The organism is Psychrobacillus sp. BL-248-WT-3, from assembly GCF_012843435.1.
Taxonomy (GTDB): Bacteria; Bacillota; Bacilli; order Bacillales_A; family Planococcaceae; genus Psychrobacillus.
Genome location: NZ_JABAFC010000027.1, coordinates 1 through 20,537, shown reverse-complemented (window position 1 = coordinate 20,537; position 20,537 = coordinate 1). Strand labels below are relative to the sequence as shown.

The 20,537-nt window shown below is 37.6% G+C and carries 17 protein-coding genes and 1 riboswitch; all 17 genes read right to left on the bottom strand.

The window, feature by feature from the left end:
- Positions 1–16: 16 nt before the first annotated feature.
- Positions 17–1,315, bottom strand: a complete 1,299-nt coding sequence (gene purB / locus HF876_RS13305) for an adenylosuccinate lyase (protein WP_169360548.1) — start codon at positions 1,313–1,315, stop codon at positions 17–19.
- Positions 1,316–1,330: 15 nt separating this feature from the next.
- Positions 1,331–2,449 (bottom strand): 5-(carboxyamino)imidazole ribonucleotide synthase, encoded by a 1,119-nt coding sequence (gene purK / locus HF876_RS13300; protein ID WP_169360547.1) that lies wholly within the window; start codon positions 2,447–2,449, stop codon positions 1,331–1,333.
- A complete protein-coding gene (gene purE, locus HF876_RS13295) occupies positions 2,446–2,934 on the bottom strand; it encodes a 5-(carboxyamino)imidazole ribonucleotide mutase (RefSeq protein WP_169360546.1) in 489 nt (162 codons plus the stop codon). Before purE ends, purK begins: the two co-directional genes overlap by 4 nt.
- A 140-nt stretch (positions 2,935–3,074) precedes the next feature.
- Positions 3,075–3,175, bottom strand: a riboswitch (purine riboswitch).
- A gap of 99 nt (positions 3,176–3,274) precedes the next feature.
- On the bottom strand, positions 3,275–3,463 hold the full coding sequence (locus tag HF876_RS13290; RefSeq protein ID WP_169360545.1) for an NETI motif-containing protein: 189 nt from the start codon (positions 3,461–3,463) through the stop codon (positions 3,275–3,277).
- Positions 3,460–4,005, bottom strand: coding sequence for a DUF2179 domain-containing protein (locus HF876_RS13285; RefSeq protein WP_169360544.1), 546 nt, complete (start codon positions 4,003–4,005; stop codon positions 3,460–3,462). The genes HF876_RS13290 and HF876_RS13285 overlap by 4 nt, the downstream gene beginning before the upstream one ends.
- Before the next feature lie 408 nt (positions 4,006–4,413).
- Positions 4,414–5,244, bottom strand: a complete 831-nt coding sequence (locus HF876_RS13280; RefSeq protein WP_240949767.1) for a MurR/RpiR family transcriptional regulator — start codon at positions 5,242–5,244, stop codon at positions 4,414–4,416.
- A 193-nt stretch (positions 5,245–5,437) separates the two neighbouring features.
- Positions 5,438–6,133, bottom strand: a complete 696-nt coding sequence (locus HF876_RS13275) for an N-acetylmannosamine-6-phosphate 2-epimerase (protein ID WP_169360543.1) — start codon at positions 6,131–6,133, stop codon at positions 5,438–5,440.
- 76 nt (positions 6,134–6,209) lie between these two features.
- Positions 6,210–6,848: a YesL family protein gene (locus HF876_RS13270; RefSeq protein WP_169360542.1), complete on the bottom strand. Its 639-nt coding sequence runs from the start codon at positions 6,846–6,848 to the stop codon at positions 6,210–6,212.
- 24 nt (positions 6,849–6,872) lie between these two features.
- Complete coding sequence (locus tag HF876_RS13265) at positions 6,873–7,790, bottom strand: carbohydrate ABC transporter permease (protein ID WP_240949766.1); 918 nt, start codon at positions 7,788–7,790, stop codon at positions 6,873–6,875.
- Between the two features lie 14 nt (positions 7,791–7,804).
- On the bottom strand, positions 7,805–8,662 hold the full coding sequence (locus HF876_RS13260; protein ID WP_169360540.1) for a carbohydrate ABC transporter permease: 858 nt from the start codon (positions 8,660–8,662) through the stop codon (positions 7,805–7,807).
- A 55-nt stretch (positions 8,663–8,717) separates the two neighbouring features.
- On the bottom strand, positions 8,718–10,022 hold the full coding sequence (locus HF876_RS13255; protein WP_240949765.1) for an ABC transporter substrate-binding protein: 1,305 nt from the start codon (positions 10,020–10,022) through the stop codon (positions 8,718–8,720).
- A gap of 158 nt (positions 10,023–10,180) precedes the next feature.
- Positions 10,181–11,743 (bottom strand): FAD-dependent oxidoreductase, encoded by a 1,563-nt coding sequence (locus tag HF876_RS13250; protein ID WP_277347118.1) that lies wholly within the window; start codon positions 11,741–11,743, stop codon positions 10,181–10,183.
- The gene (locus HF876_RS13245) at positions 11,740–13,260 is read right to left on the bottom strand and encodes a DUF4127 family protein (RefSeq protein WP_169360539.1); all 1,521 of its coding nucleotides are present in this window, start codon (positions 13,258–13,260) and stop codon (positions 11,740–11,742) included. The genes HF876_RS13250 and HF876_RS13245 overlap by 4 nt, the downstream gene beginning before the upstream one ends.
- 12 nt (positions 13,261–13,272) lie before the next feature.
- Positions 13,273–14,484: an alpha amylase family protein gene (locus HF876_RS13240; protein WP_169360538.1), complete on the bottom strand. Its 1,212-nt coding sequence runs from the start codon at positions 14,482–14,484 to the stop codon at positions 13,273–13,275.
- 14 nt (positions 14,485–14,498) lie between these two features.
- A complete protein-coding gene (locus HF876_RS13235; protein ID WP_169360537.1) occupies positions 14,499–15,458 on the bottom strand; it encodes an ROK family protein in 960 nt (319 codons plus the stop codon).
- A 71-nt stretch (positions 15,459–15,529) separates the two neighbouring features.
- Positions 15,530–16,243, bottom strand: a complete 714-nt coding sequence (locus tag HF876_RS13230; RefSeq protein ID WP_169360536.1) for an alpha/beta hydrolase — start codon at positions 16,241–16,243, stop codon at positions 15,530–15,532.
- Positions 16,244–16,315: 72 nt separating this feature from the next.
- Positions 16,316–19,198: a hypothetical protein gene (locus tag HF876_RS13225; protein ID WP_169360535.1), complete on the bottom strand. Its 2,883-nt coding sequence runs from the start codon at positions 19,196–19,198 to the stop codon at positions 16,316–16,318.
- Positions 19,199–20,537 lie beyond the last annotated feature (1,339 nt).

The following is a 20,537-nucleotide window of genomic DNA, read 5'->3' as shown; positions in this document are numbered from 1 at the left end:
GATGTTTTTGTTAACTCTATTTATTTAAGCCTAAGCGGTCAAAAATCATATCGACGTGCTGAATGTGGTAATTGTAGTCAAAGCAATCATCCAATTCTTCTTTAGTTAATAATGAAGTAATTTTTTCATCTGCATCCACAAAGGTACGGAATGCCTTTTGAGATTCCCATGCCTTCATAGCAAGTGGCTGTACCGTATCGTATGCTGTTTCGCGCGCCAGCCCTTTGTCGATCAATGCAAGTAAAACTCGCTGTGAATATATTAAACCTAACGTGGAATCCATATTTCGTTTCATGTTCTCAGGGAACACGGTAAGGTTCTTCACAATGTTACTAAAACGATTCAACATATAGTTCAATGCAATAGTTGCATCCGGTAAGATTACACGCTCTGCAGATGAATGAGAGATATCTCTTTCATGCCATAGCGCTACGTTTTCATAGGCAGTCATCATATAACCACGAATAAGTCTTGCCATCCCAACCATATTCTCAGATCCAATTGGATTACGTTTATGTGGCATTGCTGATGAACCCTTTTGTCCTTTTGAGAAAAACTCTTCTACTTCACGAGTTTCTGACTTTTGCAGTCCACGAATCTCTGTAGCAAATTTTTCGATAGAAGTAGCTACTAGCGCTATTACACTTAAATATTGAGCATGACGATCACGCTGTAAGGTTTGAGTAGAGATTGGAGAAGCTGCTAATCCGAGCTTTTCACATACGTACTGCTCTACAAATGGATCGATGTTTGCATACGTACCAACCGCTCCTGACATCTTACCTGTCTCAATTACTTTAGCTGCTGCTTCAAAGCGCTCCAGGTTACGCTTCATTTCTTCTGTCCATAGTGCTAGCTTTAAACCGAATGTAGTCGGCTCTGCATGAACACCATGAGTACGTCCCATCATTACCGTATATTTATGTTCTTTTGCTTTATTTTCTAAGATTTCGATAAAGTTTTGAATGTCTTTTCGTAAAATGCTGTTCGCTTGTTTAATCACATAAGAAAGAGCAGTGTCGACTACGTCTGTAGAAGTTAATCCATAATGTACCCATTTACGCTCTTCTCCTAATGTTTCCGATACTGCACGAGTGAATGCTACAACATCATGTCTTGTCTCTTGTTCAATCTCTAAAATACGGTCTACCGAAAAGGAAGCATTTTTACGAAGAAGTGCGACATCCTCCTTTGGAATATCACCTATTTCTGCCCATGCCTCACAGGCTAAAATTTCTACCTCTAACCAGGCATTGTATTTGTTTTCTTCTGTCCAAATCGCTCCCATTTCAGGGCGTGTATAACGTTCTATCATTTTTATTCCTCCAAATTAAGACCAAATTTTTGATTGTTCGATTTCTACTAGTGTTTTCTCAATATCGTCCGAAAGAATCGTAACGTGTCCCATCTTTCTGTTTTCCATAGCCTCACTTTTGCCATACAGGTGTAGAGACCAATCCGGATACTTGCTGAGCGAGTTTGTTACAGGAATTACATGCTGTCCTAGTATGTTCACCATAACTGAGTTCGTCCATAGCTTCGGTTGTCTTAAAGGCCAGCCACACACCGCTCTTATATGCTGATGAAATTGAGATACATTACAAGCTTCTATAGAATAGTGACCTGAATTATGAGGTCTAGGAGCTAACTCATTTATTAATATCTTGTCGCCTTCAAGCACAAACATTTCTACAGCAAGCGTTCCTACAAGATTCAAATGGTTCGCAATTACTTCCGCAGCCTCTACCGCTTTTTGAGATAGAGATTTACTAATTCTCGCTGGCACTATAGTTTCATGTAAAATATGGTTCACATGAATGTTTTCTCCGATTGGTAAGCAATACGTTTCTCCATTTCCGTTTCTTTGTACAATTACTGAAATCTCTTTAGTAAATGGTACAAATGCTTCCGCTATGCATGGTGAGTGTTGAAAAAGAGGCTTAGCTAGTTGTAACTCTTCCTTACTTTTAACAATCTGCTGTCCTTTTCCATCATACCCTCCACGTGTAGTTTTCACCACGCATGGATAGCCGATATTATCTATGTTGGAGGATAGCTCCTCAAAGCTTTGTACCTCTATAAATTTTGCTACTGGCACTCCAGCTGCTCGAATCGATCTCTTCTCCAAAATTCGGTCTTGTGTAATTTTTACAAGCTCCGCTCCTTGAGGAACATAAGCAATTTCTGTAAGTCTCTTTAAACCTTCATAATCTATATTTTCAAATTCATAGGTTATCACTTCACTAACTTCGGCAAGCTCTTCTAAAGCTGCCTCATCGTTATATGGTGCAACAATTTGAATATCTGCAATCTGACCACAAGGAGAGTCCATCTTCGGTTCAAGGACAGCCACTTTAAATCCCGCTTCCTTAGCTGCAAGGGCCATCATTCTCCCGAGCTGTCCCCCGCCAATAATCCCTATTGTTTGTCCCGGATAGATTGTCTTCATCGTAGCTCACCATTACTTTCTAAGACATTTTTTTTAATTGCTTCTCTTCTATTTTCTAACCGAATAGCAATTTCATCATTATGAATGGAAAGAATTTGTGCAGCAAGTAAACCTGCATTTGTAGCACCGGCCTTACCTATTGCCACCGTTGCTACTGGAACTCCTCCAGGCATTTGAACAATTGATAACAAAGAATCTAATCCATTCAATGCCTTGGATTGTACTGGTACACCTATAACCGGAAGTGTCGTCTTTGCCGCCACCATTCCTGGTAAATGTGCCGCTCCTCCTGCTCCTGCAATAATTACCTGAATCCCTCTTCCTCGGGCTTGTTCCGCATATTCAAACATAAGATCAGGAGTGCGATGTGCAGATACTACCTGTTTCTCAAATGGAATATGTAACTCATCTAATATTTCACAGCTATGCTTCATCGTTTCCCAATCACTAGAACTACCCATAATTACACCAATTTTTGCGTCCATTATTTTCGTCCCTTCCTTTTAAACAAAAAATTCCTCAAATAAACTACTTTCTTTAAGAAGAAAAGCAGTTTACTTGAGGAACATAGTAAGGGTGTTTGATACTTGCATATGCATAGAAGAACACACCCTTTTAGCAGTTTCCAAAAGTCGCTTTCCCTCATAGTCCTGTCATTTACGGTGACTTGGTAGAAACGCTAAAGCCAATTCTTTAGCATATATGGGGATTAAATCGTTCTATTACTATTAATATTCTAACAAGTCTAGGTAGTAACGTCAACGCCTAAAAGCGAACAATTAATTTTCAGAAAACTGTAATGTTCGGTTTTTGATGTATTTTCTATTATTTCTTTTCTTTAATACCTTTTAATTGAATAATTTGCCTGATAGGAATAGGTTTTCCATCCACCTCTGCAAACAAAGGCTCTTCTCTCCTACCAACCACTTGAAAGCCCTGCTCTGCCATCTTTTCCATACAGGCTGCAATGCTTTCATTTTCTTGCACTTCAAACCATTGTGTTTCTTGCTTCATCTAAAGAGCTTCCCTTTCCTAATCGTTTTAACCCAGAACCCGCCATGAATCGTTTTGGGCTCATGTGCAATAATAAAGATTTTCGGATCAATTTCCTTTAATCGATCATATAGCTTTTTCTCATATTTCCTAGGAGTTAATATTTGAAGAGCTTGTCTATGCCCTGCTAAACCATTTACCGTCCAATCGGTAACCCCGTACCCTTCCTCTCGGAGAATATTGGATAATTGGTTTACATCACTTTCTACAGAAATAGCATTAACCATAATATATCCTAAAGACATTTTTTCCTCAAGCTTAGAACCAACAATGATTCCCGTACCAAAACCAAGTGCATAGGCAACAAGATTTTGAATAGCATCCAAGTTATCTAACACTAGGCCAAGCCCTACTACATAAACAGTAACCTCTACAATACTCATAAATGCAGCAATATATCGATACCCCTTTAGTGTAAGAATCATCCTAGTAGTGGATAACGTAACGTATACAATGTTAATGACAAAAATCGTCAACACCATAATCCATGCATTTTCTAACATTCTTCCAACTCCTTTAAATAATAGTTCCTCATAGGTAGAAGATATTCTAATATATACCCGATATGAACATATATAATCAAGGAAGCTGCATGGAGTATGGAAACATGTAAAATGGGTTTCATTCTTTATATCGGTATTCAATTAATGTATAAACCAATTAGAAAGTTGAAAAAGAAGGGAATTACAGAGCATTTATTGATTGGTTAAGAAAGGGCATCTTGAATTTAAAGGAGAGTAAATTCAACTTTGAGGGTAAGGATGGGATTGTTGCGTGTGGAGAATTTTCAATACAACATTCGTTATCTGAATGATATTTTATGTAGATTTTACGGAAAGAAATAAACTCCCTAGTATTAAATTTAATACCCGGGAGCCCCCATTAACTATAACTCATAAGCCTTAAGACGATTAATAGATTTTGTTTACAACAGCCTTTGCGGTTTTCTGCTTCATCTCTAGTGATTTATCTTTTGATTGTAATGCTAATCCTGTGCATAAAAGATCGACGATAAAAAGCTGAGAAATTTTAGCCGTTAATGATCCACCTTCCAATGGAGACTCTTTTGCTCCGCCTAGTAAGACAATATCTGCAAATTGAGTAATAGGGGAACGTGAATAATACGTAATGGCAATGATTTTTGCTCCAGCCATTTTAGCTATCTCTAGCGCCTCCAATGTATCCCTAGTACTTCCAGATATACTAAGGCCAACTACTACATCCTCTGCAGTAAGCGTGGCCGCAGACATAGCTTGTAAATGTGAATCCGTAATTGCTTCTGAAGGTCTACCGATTCTTAACAATCTACTTTTTGCGTCCAATGCAGTTATTCCAGAGGTACCAACTCCAAAGAAACTAATGGTTCGAGCCTTATTCAATAGTTCGATAGCTGCCTCTAAATCGTTCTCAATAATCATGGAAGCTGTATTTTCTATTGCCTTAATGGTATTCCCTCTAATGGATTGGATAAAATTAGATGCTTCCGAGTTATCTTTGTCTCTTTCACCCTCAGACAAGTTTTGAGCAATCGTTAGTTTAAATTCTTGATACCCTTTTAATCCTATCTTCCTACAAAATCTAAGTACAGTAGTTTCTCCAACGCCTGCTTCATCGGCTAAATCTGTTACCGAATAATAAATAACCTTACCCAAATTTTCTTGGACAAATGTTGCTACTTTTTGCTCTGAGTTAGTCAATGATGGATAGTAACTATTTATTATTTCTATTATAGGCATTTTCATGTATTCTACCGTCCTTATCTTAGGAAATGTTAATATAAAATATATACTTCTATTTTATACTATTACTTCTTTGAATACAGTTTTTAGCTAAAAACATACCTCTTCGGGAACTTTACATCCGAAAGACTGTGCGTCCGCATTAATTATTGTCTATGCCGGTACTTAGCTTCACCTTTTCAAAGACTACGTGCATTTATGCATTTTTAATGTTCAGTGCTTGAACAAACTTTTCCGTAATATGCTGTGGTCTTGTAATGGCTGATCCAACAACTACTGTGTGTGCCCCTTTTTCTAAAAGGATACTTACTTCTTCAGGGTTATTCACCCTACCCTCTGCTATTACTGGTTGACTCGTTAACCTAGAAAGCTCCTCTACCAATTCTATATCGGGACCGCTGTTACTACTTCTAGTATATGATGTGTACCCTGACAGGGTAGTTGAGACACAATCTGCACCATATTCTAAAGCCTTCAAGCCCTCCTCGACGGTAGAGATATCTGCTAGCACTAATCTGCCATGTTGTTTAATATACGTAATCAGGTCAGGAAGGTTTTCTTCGTTGGGACGCCTTCTAGATGTTGCATCTAGTGCAATCATAACCACACCTGTATCTAGTAGCTCGTCTACTTCCTTTCTAGTAGGTGTGATATAAACCTCACTATCCTCGTAGTCTCGCTTTACAAGACCAATTATCGGCAAGCTTGTCACTTGCTCTATTGCCTTAATATCTTCACTTCCATTTGCCCTTATTCCAGAGGCACCACCTTGTTCTGCTGCTACTGCCATCTTAGCCATTATGTTTGAGCCATGTAAGGGTTCATCCTCTAGAGCCTGACACGAAACAATCAATTTACCTTTAACCTTACTAAAGAAGTCCGACTTTCTCATCTAATCACCACTGTTTGTACTAATCTATAAGATTATTATTTTTGTTCAATACCGTCACACCGTTCACCACACAGATTTATTCCGTAATTCCATGTAACTTTTCATATTTTGTTTCAATCTTAGCCTTTACAATTTTGTTCATGCAGGTTATCCATAAAAAGATTACTCCACCTGACAAAAATAGTAACGAAATCGGATAGATAATAGTTATAAAAGTTACCGTCAATACACCTAAAAGGTTAATGAAAGTCCAGTGTGGATAAGAAAACCCTGTAAAGAATGCTGTCTTAAGCGTATCTTTCATACTTAATTCGGATTCTAGTATCATTGGGAAGACATAAAAACTGATTACTAATAAAAAGACTAAGAAAATAGAAAAGGTAACTATTAAAGAACTCCAAATTATATTACTTTCAAAAGAAAGAAATAATCTAAGATCTATAATAAGGATAAAAAAGATTAACCCTAGCAAATAGCCCATTGATTGTGACTTCCAATAATTTTTTTTAAAGGATGTTTTAAACGTCCCCCAAACAGATATATCTGTATTTCCTTTTGTCCATTCATTTGTTACTACAAAAGCTGCTCTTGTAGCCGGAAACATACTAAATATAAAAACTCCAGCTATGCATGAGAATAGCCATAACAGATTGAGCTTAACAATTCGTATAAACCAATCAAATCCAGCGTAGATACCAGAAGTTATTGCATCCAAATAGATTACCTCCTACTTTATTTCTTATCCCTTTACCGAGCTAGAATAAGCCGCTTCGATAAAATAGCGTTGAAATGCTATAAACACGATAATAATCGGAACTAAAGCAATCATAGCCCCAGCTGCAACAAGTCTTGTGTTCGCAGAAAATGCACCTTGTAGTTGATACAGTCCCAAGGTTATCGGATAAGTACTTGGATCGTTTAGGATAAGTAATGGCCATAGAAAACTGTTCCACGCCCCCATAAAGCTTAGGATGGTAAGAACACCTAGCATCGGTTTAACCATTGGGAACATAATCTTCCAGAATACTTGCCACACGTTTGCCCCATCAATGATTGCAGACTCTTCCACTTCCTTAGGAATACCCATAAATCCTTGTCGCATCAAGAAAATACCCATTACACTTATTGCCCCAGGTAAAATAACACCAGCATAAGAGCCCATTAATCCCAACTTATCGATGATTAGGTAGGTTGGAATCATTGTAACTTCTCCTGGAATCATCATTGTCGCAATCACTAGCAAAAACACAAAATTACGACCTTTGAAGGTCATTCTTGCTAGCGGAAAAGCTGCAAAGGAACATAATATTAAGGGAAGTACTACGCCAAAAAAAGTTAGGATTACACTATTCATTAAGTATCTAGCAATAGGCAATGTATTCCATACAGTAATGAAGTTATCGAAAGTAATATTCTTTGGTATTAATTGAGGTGGTATAGAAAATAAGACATCATTCGTTCCTTTTAAAGAAGTGGATAGCGCAAATAGGAAAGGGACAATGGTAATACATGTTATTACTAAGAGAAGTAGATAAGATAACAATTTAATTAACATTTTTTGTTTATTTATTCTTTTACTCGGATTACCAGATTTAGATTTTTTGCCGGTTTGATTTGTTGTTTCTTTTATATTTTCTTCGATTATCGATTGTGCCAATGTATTCACCTCCATTATTTCTCAGGGTTATTATCCAACAACTTTTGATTTATAAGTGTGATTATTAGGATAAAAACAAATAAAATAAACGAAATTGCACTCGCATATCCCATTTCAAGGTTTGTAAATGCTTCTTTAAATACTAGAAATACAGCTGTTGTAGTTGAGCTCAAGGGTCCACCATTTGTCATGGTTAACATTAAGGTAAACTCTTTAAATGCTCCCATTGTTGATATAACGGCCACAAAAAAGATCATTGGTTTAATCATAGGTATCGTAATATGTAAGTGTTTTTTCCAAGAACTAGCCCCATCTAATTCCGCTGCTTCATACAAGTCGTTTGGTACCCCTTGGAGAGCTGCTAAATAAAAAAGCATGTAATATCCGAATCCTTGCCAGATTGTTACAATTGCCAATGCAGGCATAGCAGTAAACGTATTCGTTAACCAACCAATTGGATCTATTCCTACAATACTAAACAAGTAATTGATAATTCCCTGTTCGGCAAACATCCAAGTAAAGAGGATGGCAGTTACAACTACAGAAACTAATGTAGGAAAATAAAAAATAAGCCTAAAAATTTTCACACCTCTAAGCTTCTGATTTACTAAGATAGCTACGAAAATTGGTAATATTACTAATGCAGGCGTAACAAGTAACCAGTAATAAACCGTGTTAAACATTGCCTTTCTAAACGTAGCATCCATAAATGCATCAATATAGTTTGTTAAACCTACAAATTCCATTGGACGAAACACATTATAGTTTGTAAAACTCAAAACAAATGCTGCAATGGTTGGAATGAATGTGAAGAGAAGCAATAGGAGAAGTGGCAGAGATAAAAATCCCCAAGCATGTCTTGCTTTATACATAAGTTAACCTCCTTAGAAGAGTAGTGGACCCCCTCTAATCGGAGGTCCAATAAAATTATTGAAGAATATTGTTTACTTCTGCTTCCGCTTCTTTTAGCGCTTCGGCCGGATCCTTATCTTCTAAAATTACTCGTTGGAAAGCAGTATGAATAGCCTCATTAACTTTAGACACATGCTCAGTTGCAGGAGTCATATTTACTGCATCTGCAAGTGATTGTGCTGCATAATACTTTCCTCTCTCAGTTGCATCCTTTGAATCTGCTCCTTGTGCAAAAAATTCATCATTAACTGCTTCTTCAACTGGAGGTAATACAGATGCAAGTTTACCAAATTCCAATTGGTTCTCTGCATTTGTTACAAACTTAGCGAATGCAACAGCTGCTTCTTTCGATTTACTAGATGCCGACACTGCAATATTCATTGGGTTAGCATGCTGCTTTCCAGCATCACCTTTTAATGCAGGAGCTGCCATCGATTTTTCATACACTTCTGGAGAAAGATCGTTTACTTGACGGAAAAGCTGAGGACCTGTCGACCACCAAGCAACTTTTTCCTGTGCATATAGCTCAGGCATGGACACTTGCTTTAACATAATATCTAAAGGAAATAATCCTTCGTCATGATACTTTTTATAAGATGTCCATAATTCTACAGCTTCCGGTGTATTGAAGGCAGCTGCTGTATAATCTTCATTTAAGATATTAATACCATTTTTCGGAAACAGTAAATGCATATCAGGAGCAATTACTTCTCCATAAGCTCCAGTTTTCTCCTTAATAACTTTAGACATTTCCCATGCCTCTTCAAATGTTGAAGGTGGTTCGTCAAAGCCAGCTTCTTTTAGAATATCTGGATTGTAAATCATACCACTAGTAGTGGTATACCAAGGCAATGCATAAACAGAACCGTTTACACCACCAGTTTCCCATAACCCTTCGAAGAAAGTATCCTTGACGTCTGCTGCAGCTTCATCCATATTCACTAGTGCTCCATTTGCAGCTATTTTCTTCACAAATTCTGTATTAAGGTTCATTACATCTGGCATATTCCCACTTGCTGCAGATGTCAAAATGATTTGTTCCACTTGCTCATAAGGTACGTCTCTAATAGATACCTTTACTTTTGGGTTTTCTGTTTCGAACGTTTCTTTTAAATTATTCAAGTACTCGTCAAAAGTAGGACTCAGAGATATAGTCATAAATTCAACTTCCCCAGATAGCTCTCCGGATTCCTTTACGTCATCTGGTGAATCCCCTTTCGCTTCTCCAGCATCATCCTCCGAACACGCTGCCATAAAAAACAACATCGCTCCCAAAACAAGCATCCATAAAAGACTCTTTTTCATCTTGAAACTAGTCAATATAATTCCCCCCCAATATTTTTTAATGAATAAAATCGGAGTAAACCTCCTTTTATGTAAATAAAAGCGAATATTTCCTCCTATTCTAACTATATCCTTCCAGAATATTCATGTCAATTTAATTTTTTGAATTTTAAGACTTATTTTCTTAGTATTATTTATATAGTCGTGATTTCTGGCCAGTGAAGGCTGATGCCTCTATCCACTAGCAGACTTTGATATTCCTTAATTCGATCTGGACTATTATATATTTCATGTAAACTTATATCCGAGTTAATAGAAAATGCGGCTAGTGTTCCAGCTGCTTCTCCTATATTCCATTCCACCGGGTGAACTCTAAAACAACCATTGGTAACTTGAGTTGTTCCAATATTTTTACAAGCAGGAATTAAATTCTTTATTCTCACGGGTATTAGGCTGCCCAATGGTATTTCAAATGGATAGCTTTTTGCATAAAATAATCGATTACTTTTCGTTGTTGGGTGTAAATCTATTCGATAGGCGCCTATTCCAACTGAATTTTCTAACGTTTTAATCCCTGCTCCCCCTCGTAGATCTGCATTTATATCTTCTTCTACGACTGTTTGTAAAGCTTTAATCCTACGAGACTCACGGATGTATGGATGCATTGCAAAACCATCATCCGTTCCTGTAATATCAGGTCTTAGCTTCAGCTCTGGATAACCCTTGCCTCCATCAGCTCTTGGTGCTTCCGTTTGTAGCCAATATAACAATGAAAGGCTTAACTGTTTTGCTCCTTTTAAATGAGTAGCCTTTTCTTCCGGACTTACATCAATAATTGACCCTAACCAATAATCATTTTGTGGCCAATTAATTAGAGAAATATCTCCTTTAAAGAAACCATCCGTGAATTGATTAGCGTCAATAATTCTTCGATATTCCCATAACGGTAGCCTGTTGCTTTCGTCCTGGAATAACGGCAGTATCTTAGATTCACCTGTATCAGCCTCTGGTATATACTCACTTATTTGTTTATGCTTTAAAAAAGGAGCTTGATAATTTCTCCAAAATTCATATTGCTCCGGTTTTTCGATTGTATGGTTCTCCCCTTCAGCAAACTCTAAGGCAAATACATGTGTTATCGATTGCATATCTTGCGGGTCACCTACATCTAAAGCGTGGTACTCAGCTGTTTCACTCTTCGCCTCAGCCCCTATAGAATATTCTGCACCAGCTAACGGTAATACATCACCAAGTTCCGTAGCATCGAGGAAAAATTGTGCTTCAATTTCTATTTCCTCTTCCGTTAAAAGGTTTTGTACATATACTTGTTTAATTTCATCATTATTAACTTCTACTCCAGTAATTTTATGCTCCAGCAATAGCTCGATTTGTCCATTCGATAGATAAGGCTGTAGAAAGTCATATAAAATATTTAAAGCAACCCTTGGTTCATGTGCAATTCTACTAACCCAGCCGTTTCCAGGATTCAAACGATTATTATTTTTTGCATTCTCGTTTAAGGGATAATTCTTTTTATAATAGTCTCTTACTTCGTTTCTAAACTTCCTATATGTCTCTGTGCAGCCAAACTCTTCTATCCATGGATGCTCATCGGGTGGTACTGCTTGACTTGTTAGCTGGCCACCAATCCACTTCGTTTCCTCTGTCATGACCACTTTCTTTCCTAGCTTGACTGCTGACAGTGCTGCCATACAGCCTCCAATACCTCCGCCTATGATTGCTATATCTTTTTTCAAGAGAAACCCTCCTGTTCATACGACTTTACCTCTATACCAATCTCAAATGATCGATCCCAAGGAAGATAAATAGAATCTACCTCGTATTTCATATTGGTTTGTTCGATAAATGTAGTCGATGATTCTTTAAATAATTCCCTTACCTTTTCCAATAGCACGTCGTTTTGAACTTGTTCTTCATCTACTGTTTTTCTAACTTCCTGTCTGACAATTGTTTGATATATGTAATCATCGAGTAATCGGATTAAAATTTGCTTATCTTTTACTTGGCTGGTCACTCTTCCTTGTTTAGCAGCTAAATAAACTAAAGCAGCTTGCGCTATAGTGGTACCAATCGTGTTGCCTGCTGTATTCCATGCGGCAAATCCAGAAAGTTCTTCAATTGAAAAGACTGATAACAACTGAGGAATCATCGTCCGATCTGCCCCATTTGCATAAGCAACGTCCGCAATTGCAACTAATTTATCACGCATAAAATAATAGCGGAGTTTTCTTATCCACTCGCCTATATTTCTGTCATTTGTATCTACTTCATTTAAATTTACTTGTAAGGCCAAATCACCTTGTTTCCTACCCGGCACATTTACTCCAATTACAATATCTGCTTCCTCAGGGTGTTCAACTGTATGGCTACCAAAAGCATAAATTTGTCCTTTTACAGACTCAAAAAGAGGTCGGTCTTCATACATTGCTATAGATAACGCACCCTTCATACCACTGTATATCGGATAGAATGTTGGGAATGCTTCTTTCTCTAATTCATAGATCATTCTAGAGGTAAGTACACTTGCAACTTCATCTGCTCCTGGGTAAATAAATATTTTTTCATACAGACCCTTTTGAAAAATCTTTTCCTTTAATTGCTCCTGTTCCATAATATTCAAACCGTATTCACTCGTGTCATCCTGAGGAAATATCAACAAATCGATAATCCCTTTTTCCACATAATCTATTAAGGTTAGATTTACCTTAAAGTTTCGTTCCCTACTCGTTATATAGTCTGCAAGAATATGATCTGGAATTTTACTTGTTAAATCATTCATAATGTCCCGGTCCGCATTCAATTGATACTTTTGAAATAGGTGGTAATGATATGAATAAGCCCATAGTTCTTTTCCATACACATTCCAGTAATCCTTTTCCTCTTGATTGACGTAATTATTGGAGATTCGCATCGTCGAGCTAAATGCCATTAACTGGACAGTTGGATATAGCTGTTTTATCTTTACTAACCAATCCAATCTTTGCCGGATGATCGATTCACTTTCGTTATTAATTCTAGAAGGAACCAAGCCACCGTAAAGAAGCATATCAATGGAAATTACGAAACCGTCTACACTTTCCGAAATATCTTCAATCCACTGAAACAAAGCGGAAAAGTTAGCTGCTTCCTTTAAAAAACCAAGCTCTGATTTTGGGGGTGTAATTACTTCCCAATCTGCTAGTTGAGCAAGATCCTTCGGTAAGTCGTAGGTTACTGGTCTTGCATCTACTGGTATTAAAGCTAGCTTTCTCATATGCATCCCTCTTTAGCTTTCCTTAGATATATTCAGTTCCTCAGCAAGGATATCCCACCAGTTATATTCCTCTAAATACACCGTATCAAAGATCATGACGCCAGCTGATTTTTCCTTACACATTCTAATCGCTTTTCTAAATTGATCTGGATTGTTTGTATAGTCTTTCAGAAATAGACTTCCTACAACAGGGATACTACCGTTAATGACTTCCAGACTTTTATCAATTGCACCTTCAACACTGTACCACTCGGCAGGACGTCCATTTTGTTCGGCTTCTTCAACATATACTTCTGGGTAATAACAGCCCGTCATAATGAAGTCCAATTGTTCTGCAAGCCCAGAGACATTATGGGTTTTGGATGTCCATTCAAGGTCTGGATGATATGTTTCACTCCCCCAATTGACTCCTTCGCTATAATATAGTGGGTACCAGGAGCCAACGTAATCAGAAAATATAAGATTCGGATTTGCTGACTTTACCAATTCCCTTGCCTTGCTTACGAAATTTTTGATGTTTAATGCTCTCCACTCTGTCCATTTAGGGAATAGTGCTCCGCGATTAATTTCTTTTGTTTTATCAATCGTGAAAATATCCTCTGGCCAATTGATAACTTTTTTACCTATATAGGATTCGAAGCCAATTCTGCTGAGATCACTAAAGTCTCCATAAATGTTAGGATAACGACAGCGATCTACGACTATCCCATCTAAATTATAGGTACATATCTCTTTTATAATATTAAGTTCGTATTCCACTACTTCGGGATGAATTGGATTCACAAAAATGGTTGCAGCATCCGAGTATTCAGCTGCATTTGATTCGTTGGAAACAGCGTCGTTATAAAACGTAACTTGCCACTCTGGCTTATCGTATGCCATTCCATCGCGGGAAGAAGTTATACCTTCCGAAAATACGTCCACATTCGCTAAAACTTTAATGTGCTTGATGTCTTTCATCTTACTTAAAAACTCTTTTAAAAAGTCGCGATTTTTCCAAGCACTAAATGAGCCATCTGACCAGCTGCTAATATGATGAGCATAGTTGCTTGGATAAGTAGTTTGACCAAAAGGCACCTTGGCATCAATAATCATATGTGTAATTCCAGACTCTACTGCTTGTTTAATCAATTTTACTTGTTCCTCTTCGTTAGCTAGACGTTCTCCATTTGCTAAAAAATCGACCCACAAAATATTCGCGTTTTCATTAAAAACATCATTCATATAATTTCCTCCTTTTAGTTTTTATCCATCCATACTTGATAAGCTGCTCCAATAAGGCCTGCATCTTGACCCAATTTGGAGATCTTTAACTCTACATCCTTTACTAATGAAGACATCCCTATTGTCTCCAAACTCTTTTTTACTTCTGAAATCAGCCAACTGTTCGCCTCAGCTAGCCCACCTCCAAAGATGATCATGGATGGATTGAAAGTATGTATAATATTCACTACTCCAAAAGTTAATGCTTTTATGGTTTGATCGATTATCTCTATTGCTTCAATTGAGCCCTGTTCTCTCCAGACGAATACCTCTTTGCTTGTAAGTAAATGAGGATTCTCTTTATAATAAGTAAATTCTGCCCGATTAGAGAGACGTAGCTTTTCCTTCATTCTATTGGCGATGCCTGTGCCCGAGGCATACGTCTCTATACATCCTTTAGAACCGCAGTTACAATCTGGTCCATTGAAGTTCACAGACATATGACCCAGTTCTGCTGCTCCTCCCCACCTACCGCGAATGACATTCCCGCCAGATATAATCCCCCCACCGATCCCGGTTCCTAGGGTTAGGCATACTACGTCATCTACACCTTTACCGCTTCCAAGCTGATGTTCCGCTATAGCAAATGTATTTGCATCATTATCAAGATATATTGGAAGGTTAGTTATAAGAGATAGAGATTTTCTAATATCAATATTGTTCCAGTCCTTGATATTTACCGTACCTGAGAGTATTTTCCCCCTTTTATAATCTATTTGACCGGCGGAACCTATTCCCACACTTACTAGTTCCATACCTTTTTCAGTTGCAATCCTTATATAATCATCCACTGTTTCTGTTAAAAGTTCTAATATTTCCTTATTTGTGGAACTAGGCGTTGGGTAAATTCTTTTAGACAGTACATTGCCTTCACGTCCTACGATTCCTGTGGCAATCTTAGTACCCCCGATATCTATTCCGATACTATATTCCATTCCAATCTCTCCCAACACTTTTATGTAATGAAAGATAATGCGTCTTAACTCTAATAAAATAATGATAGAAATTAACCATTATTCAAAAAGTATTGAAGAGCCGTCGGTAAGTCTCTTCGCCAGAAATCCCATAAATGGTTCTCCTCTTGCACTTTGTATTCAATATCTGTATTTTTCCCCTTAAAGATTTGGTACATTTTCTGATTACGGGAATAGATATTTAGCTTTTCATTAGAAATAGGGGAGATAAACTCATCCTCATAAATGCCGACCGTTTGATAAACATGCCAGGGTAATGTACTGAAACCTTCTAAATCACTTAATTCCCTAGGAGATATTGCTGACGACTGTAACAATAGATGCGACCAATTCTCTGGCTTTTGCATAGCAATATTTAAGCTAATATTCGCACCCAAAGAATCTCCTAGAAGTCCTCTTTTACCTACCTGCAGATTTAATTTCTCTTCTACGAATGGCACAAGTTCCTCATTGAAAAAGGAGATATAATTATTAAAATTGGCTCCTCTTCTATCATAGGAATGCCATCTTTCAATCGAATCCCCAGGTGATACCAGTACACAAATTAGATTTTCACCTTGTTCTTTATACATTCTTATCAAGCTATTGTAGACCTTCTCAATTTCACCTAACTCCAAATAATCTCCGCCATCTTGTACATAGAGAAGGTTTACTTTTCCATTCGCTTCATTTACAGAACCTAATAGATGGTATTCGTAGTCTCTATTACAATAATTGCTCCTCAATACTTCTTTATCCATGTGCATATGTATACCTCCATCATAAGTCTGGGGTGTCGCTAAAGTTTCCCTAACACCCCAAACAATGAAAAACATTTGTTATTTAGGTAAAATTAATCCAATCATGCGTATAAGCTCTGCAGCATCTTCTTCACTGATATGCTTGCCTGCATGCTGCTCAATCATTTTCATCGTTGCTTCAAGCTTTTTATCTCCATTTTCTTGATGCTTAGCTGCTAGTTCTTCTTCTCCTTTATCCTTATTTTCAGCCGCTTTTTTATAGTCTCTCATAGCATTATCGATTTGTGTAAGAATCGCATTTTTAATCCCATTCGGATTTATATCCGTTCTTTCTACCGCTTCCTTCAATTCTTCAATCGTTAGTTTTCCTGCATTAACTTCCACTACTTTAAAGTGAGTTTTGTATCCATCTACATGAACAACTACTTCAATCTTGTTTGCTCCTGGCTGTAGGTCGACATTAGTGGTGAAACTACCATCTTCTTTTAAAATAGCCTCTGCCCCATTTATCTCTACTTTTGCTACACCTGGACCAACTACTTGAACATTTCCTTTAAATTCAAGATTATGGTTGTTAAACGTTTTGCCTTCATAATTTAAAAATCCACTTAATAATGCTGCTCTTACTTCGTCACCAATATCATATGCGAATGCTACTGTTTGTCTTTTTTCACGAGAACCAGATGGATCTTGTGCAGAAACAACAAAGCCGCCTTCTGGAATCAGGCTATTATTATCCTCTTGTGATCCCCAACTCCATTCCATCGCCTGCCGTTTATTAACCATTTTGACAACCTGCCCTGATCCGTCGACTACCGCTTCAACCCCCCATTTATTTGTTGCAGTTGATGGTCCAAAAGATTCTGAGTAAACATTGATATTTCCATCATTTCGGTTGATATTGAGGAAATCGCCTTCTATAAAATTAGAGTTTTCTTTTGGATTACTTATTCCCAACTGGTAATCTTTAATATATTCCTCGTTATTAATGGAGGCTTTAATAACAGGAAAGTTTGCTTGTGAATAGTCGAAAAGCATAAGACCATCCGTATTTGTCAATCCAGCTTGGAATACCTCTCTTTGAACGTATGGTTCTTGAACATTCTCCAGTGCCATTCCTGCATATAGTGGCAGCTTCCCATCAGTCAAAATATTTCCTTGCGTAATATACTTTTTCACTTCATTTGCCGTCGTTTGATATGTCCCGATCATTAGGAAATCCAAGTCGTCCGTATACCCTGTATTTGCATATTCTTCTGTATACAAGCTTTCTTGTGGATAGTTGAGTCTTTCATCATATTGGAACGTTGGGCTTGCCCAGTTCACTCCATTTAAATAATAAGATTCGTACCAGGAACCAACATAAGCAGATAATAATACATCCCTATTTTCAGCTACATTATATGAATCTACTAAGTCCCTTACTTCACTTGTAAAGCTTTTAATCACACTAGATCTATACGTAAACCACTCATCAATTAGTGGTCCATCGATACGATTACTACCGTCATAAGTGAATATATCCGCCGGCCAATTCGTTAGTACTTTCCCCTTTTTACTCAAATATGCTTCAAACTGTACTCTGGATTCCTCACTAAAATCCGCAAAGTAATTATCATATCTGCCGCGATCTAAGAGAACTCCATCCACATCATAGTTTTTAATAATTTCTTCAAATGTATCCAATTGATATTTACGAGCTTCTAAGTTTGCTGGATTGACAAATGCAACCAGTGCACCGCCTTTTCCATATTTACTGTCTCGTAATCGTAAAATTTCTCCGCCGTCCTCATAGCGGTAGACTTCCTCTTCCCAATCCAAATGATTGTTAAGCACCGCATACTCATTATGAGCTATAGACCCTTCTGCAAATACGTTTATCGCTGCATGTACTTCCAAACCAAGCGTACGGGCATGAGTAATAAATTCCTTCAATAAATCAAGATTAGGATTTGATCCAGCTCTTGCAGGCGAGGTCATTTCACTAATATATGGCCTCCCAGTTAAGTCACTTTCCTTATAAGCTGCAAATCCCTCTACTCCTTTAACGTCCAACGCAATTGCCGTTACACCAGCATCTTTTGCTTTTACGAGCATATTATAAACATCCTCTGATGATTGAAAATGACGTGCGTTTGGACCTTGTTCAACCCATAAGAAAACCTGCTTGTTTGCTGACTTCGTATCCTTAAAGTAAACAATCAGTGATTGAGTTTCATGCAAGCGATCATTTTTATAAATTTCTAAGTCTATATAATTGGTTCCATTACTAACTGATTGTGTGAAATTAAATGTTCCGTCTGCTGCTAAGTTTATTTCTTGTCCACTCGCTAATAGCCGGTACCTTTCACCACTTTCAAAGTTCTTAATGGTTCCCGATATTTGTGTGTGAGGTTCTGTGACCGTATACATTAACTCATTATTTAATTGAATCCCAGCAAGTAACCCTTCTCCTGTCATGAATTCTGAAATTGGAACAACTTCACCATTCTTTCTTAATTTGATTACGTCAGCAGTTTTAAAGTTTGTAGCCAAAAATTTTCTGAAATTCTTGTTTCCCCAAGAGTCATCATGTGCTAATAGAATATATCCGCCCTTGGGAACTGAAAGTAATTGTTCATCTTCCCAGATAGGTACTGCTCCATTATTGGATTGACTTACAACCCTTACCACTCGGTTGTTTTGGTCTACCTGGACTGCAACCCAAAACTTTTTCACAAGTATTTCTCGAGCATACTCTTCAGTAAAAATAGCAATATAGTCAGATTTACCTTCTATACTCTCATCAACAAAATCAATCTCATGCCTTGGACCTTCTACACTAATTGTTGGATCTACTGGTGCAGCTTCTACCTCAATAAAATCATTTTCTAAAACTTCAGCTGATACAGAAATAGGTAATAAACTAATAATAAGTAACAAAGAAACCACAAAACTTACTTGTCGCTGGTAATACTTCATCGAAATTTTCATCTCCTTTATAATTTAAATAGCTAGTTAGCTTTAAATCTATCCCTATAATTTTTTCTCTGGTTGTAATTTACATAGCTTTTATGAAGAATAATATTTCCTAAATAAATATAAATATTGGAATAATCCTTCGTAATTAAAATACACCACCAATGTTTCGTAGTCAACATAATAATTAGAAATTTCTAATTATTATATATAATTATTCTTTTTTTAACTTCTATTACCATAATGGAGTATTGCATAATAATATCTATTAAGACATTAATTTTTAATCAAAAGAAAATGCTGCTCTTTTCCGTTAAAATATACTAAGTAATTTTATATTTTATATTTGCTTTGTCACATCTCGTTTCTATTTCCCGGGAAATGTAAATTAAAGACGAACTTCTAACATATCATTCGACATTAAAGATGAATACTAAACAAAGTAGCCTCCATCTGTTACCAGGGGAAGATTTTCTTAAGGTCCCCAATCTCTTCTTGCTCTTGGCTCTTGCAGGGGGACAATTACCCAACTACCATCTGCTTTCACAAAACTAGATCTGTTGCAGATTTCTTTGTAAGCTGTCGTCGTTCGGTTCCTCGAACTCTTTGCCCCTTTGGATTTTTCTGTAAAAGACAAACAAAAAAGCCGCCACCGATTACTCGGTGACGACTTCTTATAGTTGCCTAGCGACGTCCTACTCTTGCGGGCGGCCTCATCAATTGCCCAGGAACGGGTTGCTAAATCAGATAGACGCGCAAGAATTCTTCATGAATAGAGAGTTTATTTATCATTAGGTGAGTGAATGTCTCCTATTGGTGGTTGACCGACCGATTATGGGGTATAACCGACCGATTTTTTCGTGGAACCGACCGATTATTGGGTGAAACCGACCGATTATTATGCCGAACCGACCGATTATTGGATATAACCAACCGATTCTCGCTTATTATGACAAAATCTCTTGTCCCAAGGTCACTTCCTTATAGAGAATAGGGGTCTTGATCTTATTTCTTTGGTACCCAGCGATATTCTACTCTTGCAGGGGTGGTCCTCCAACTACCTTCGGCGGCTGCGAAACCAGATGGGCGGCAGATTTCTTTGTCAGCCGCAGTCGTTCGGTTCTCGCGTTTGCCATACGCTCCGAGCCTCTCTTCCTTGCTTCCTCGAACTCTTTGCCCACCGGCTTCTCGCTCACTTCTTTATGGAGAGATAGCCTTCCACTTTTTCTTTTAAATACAAAAAAGCCGCCACCGATTACTCGGTGACGACTTTCTTTGGTGCCCAGCGACGTCCTACTCTTGCAGGGGGAGACCCCCAACTACCATCGGCGCTGAAGAGCTT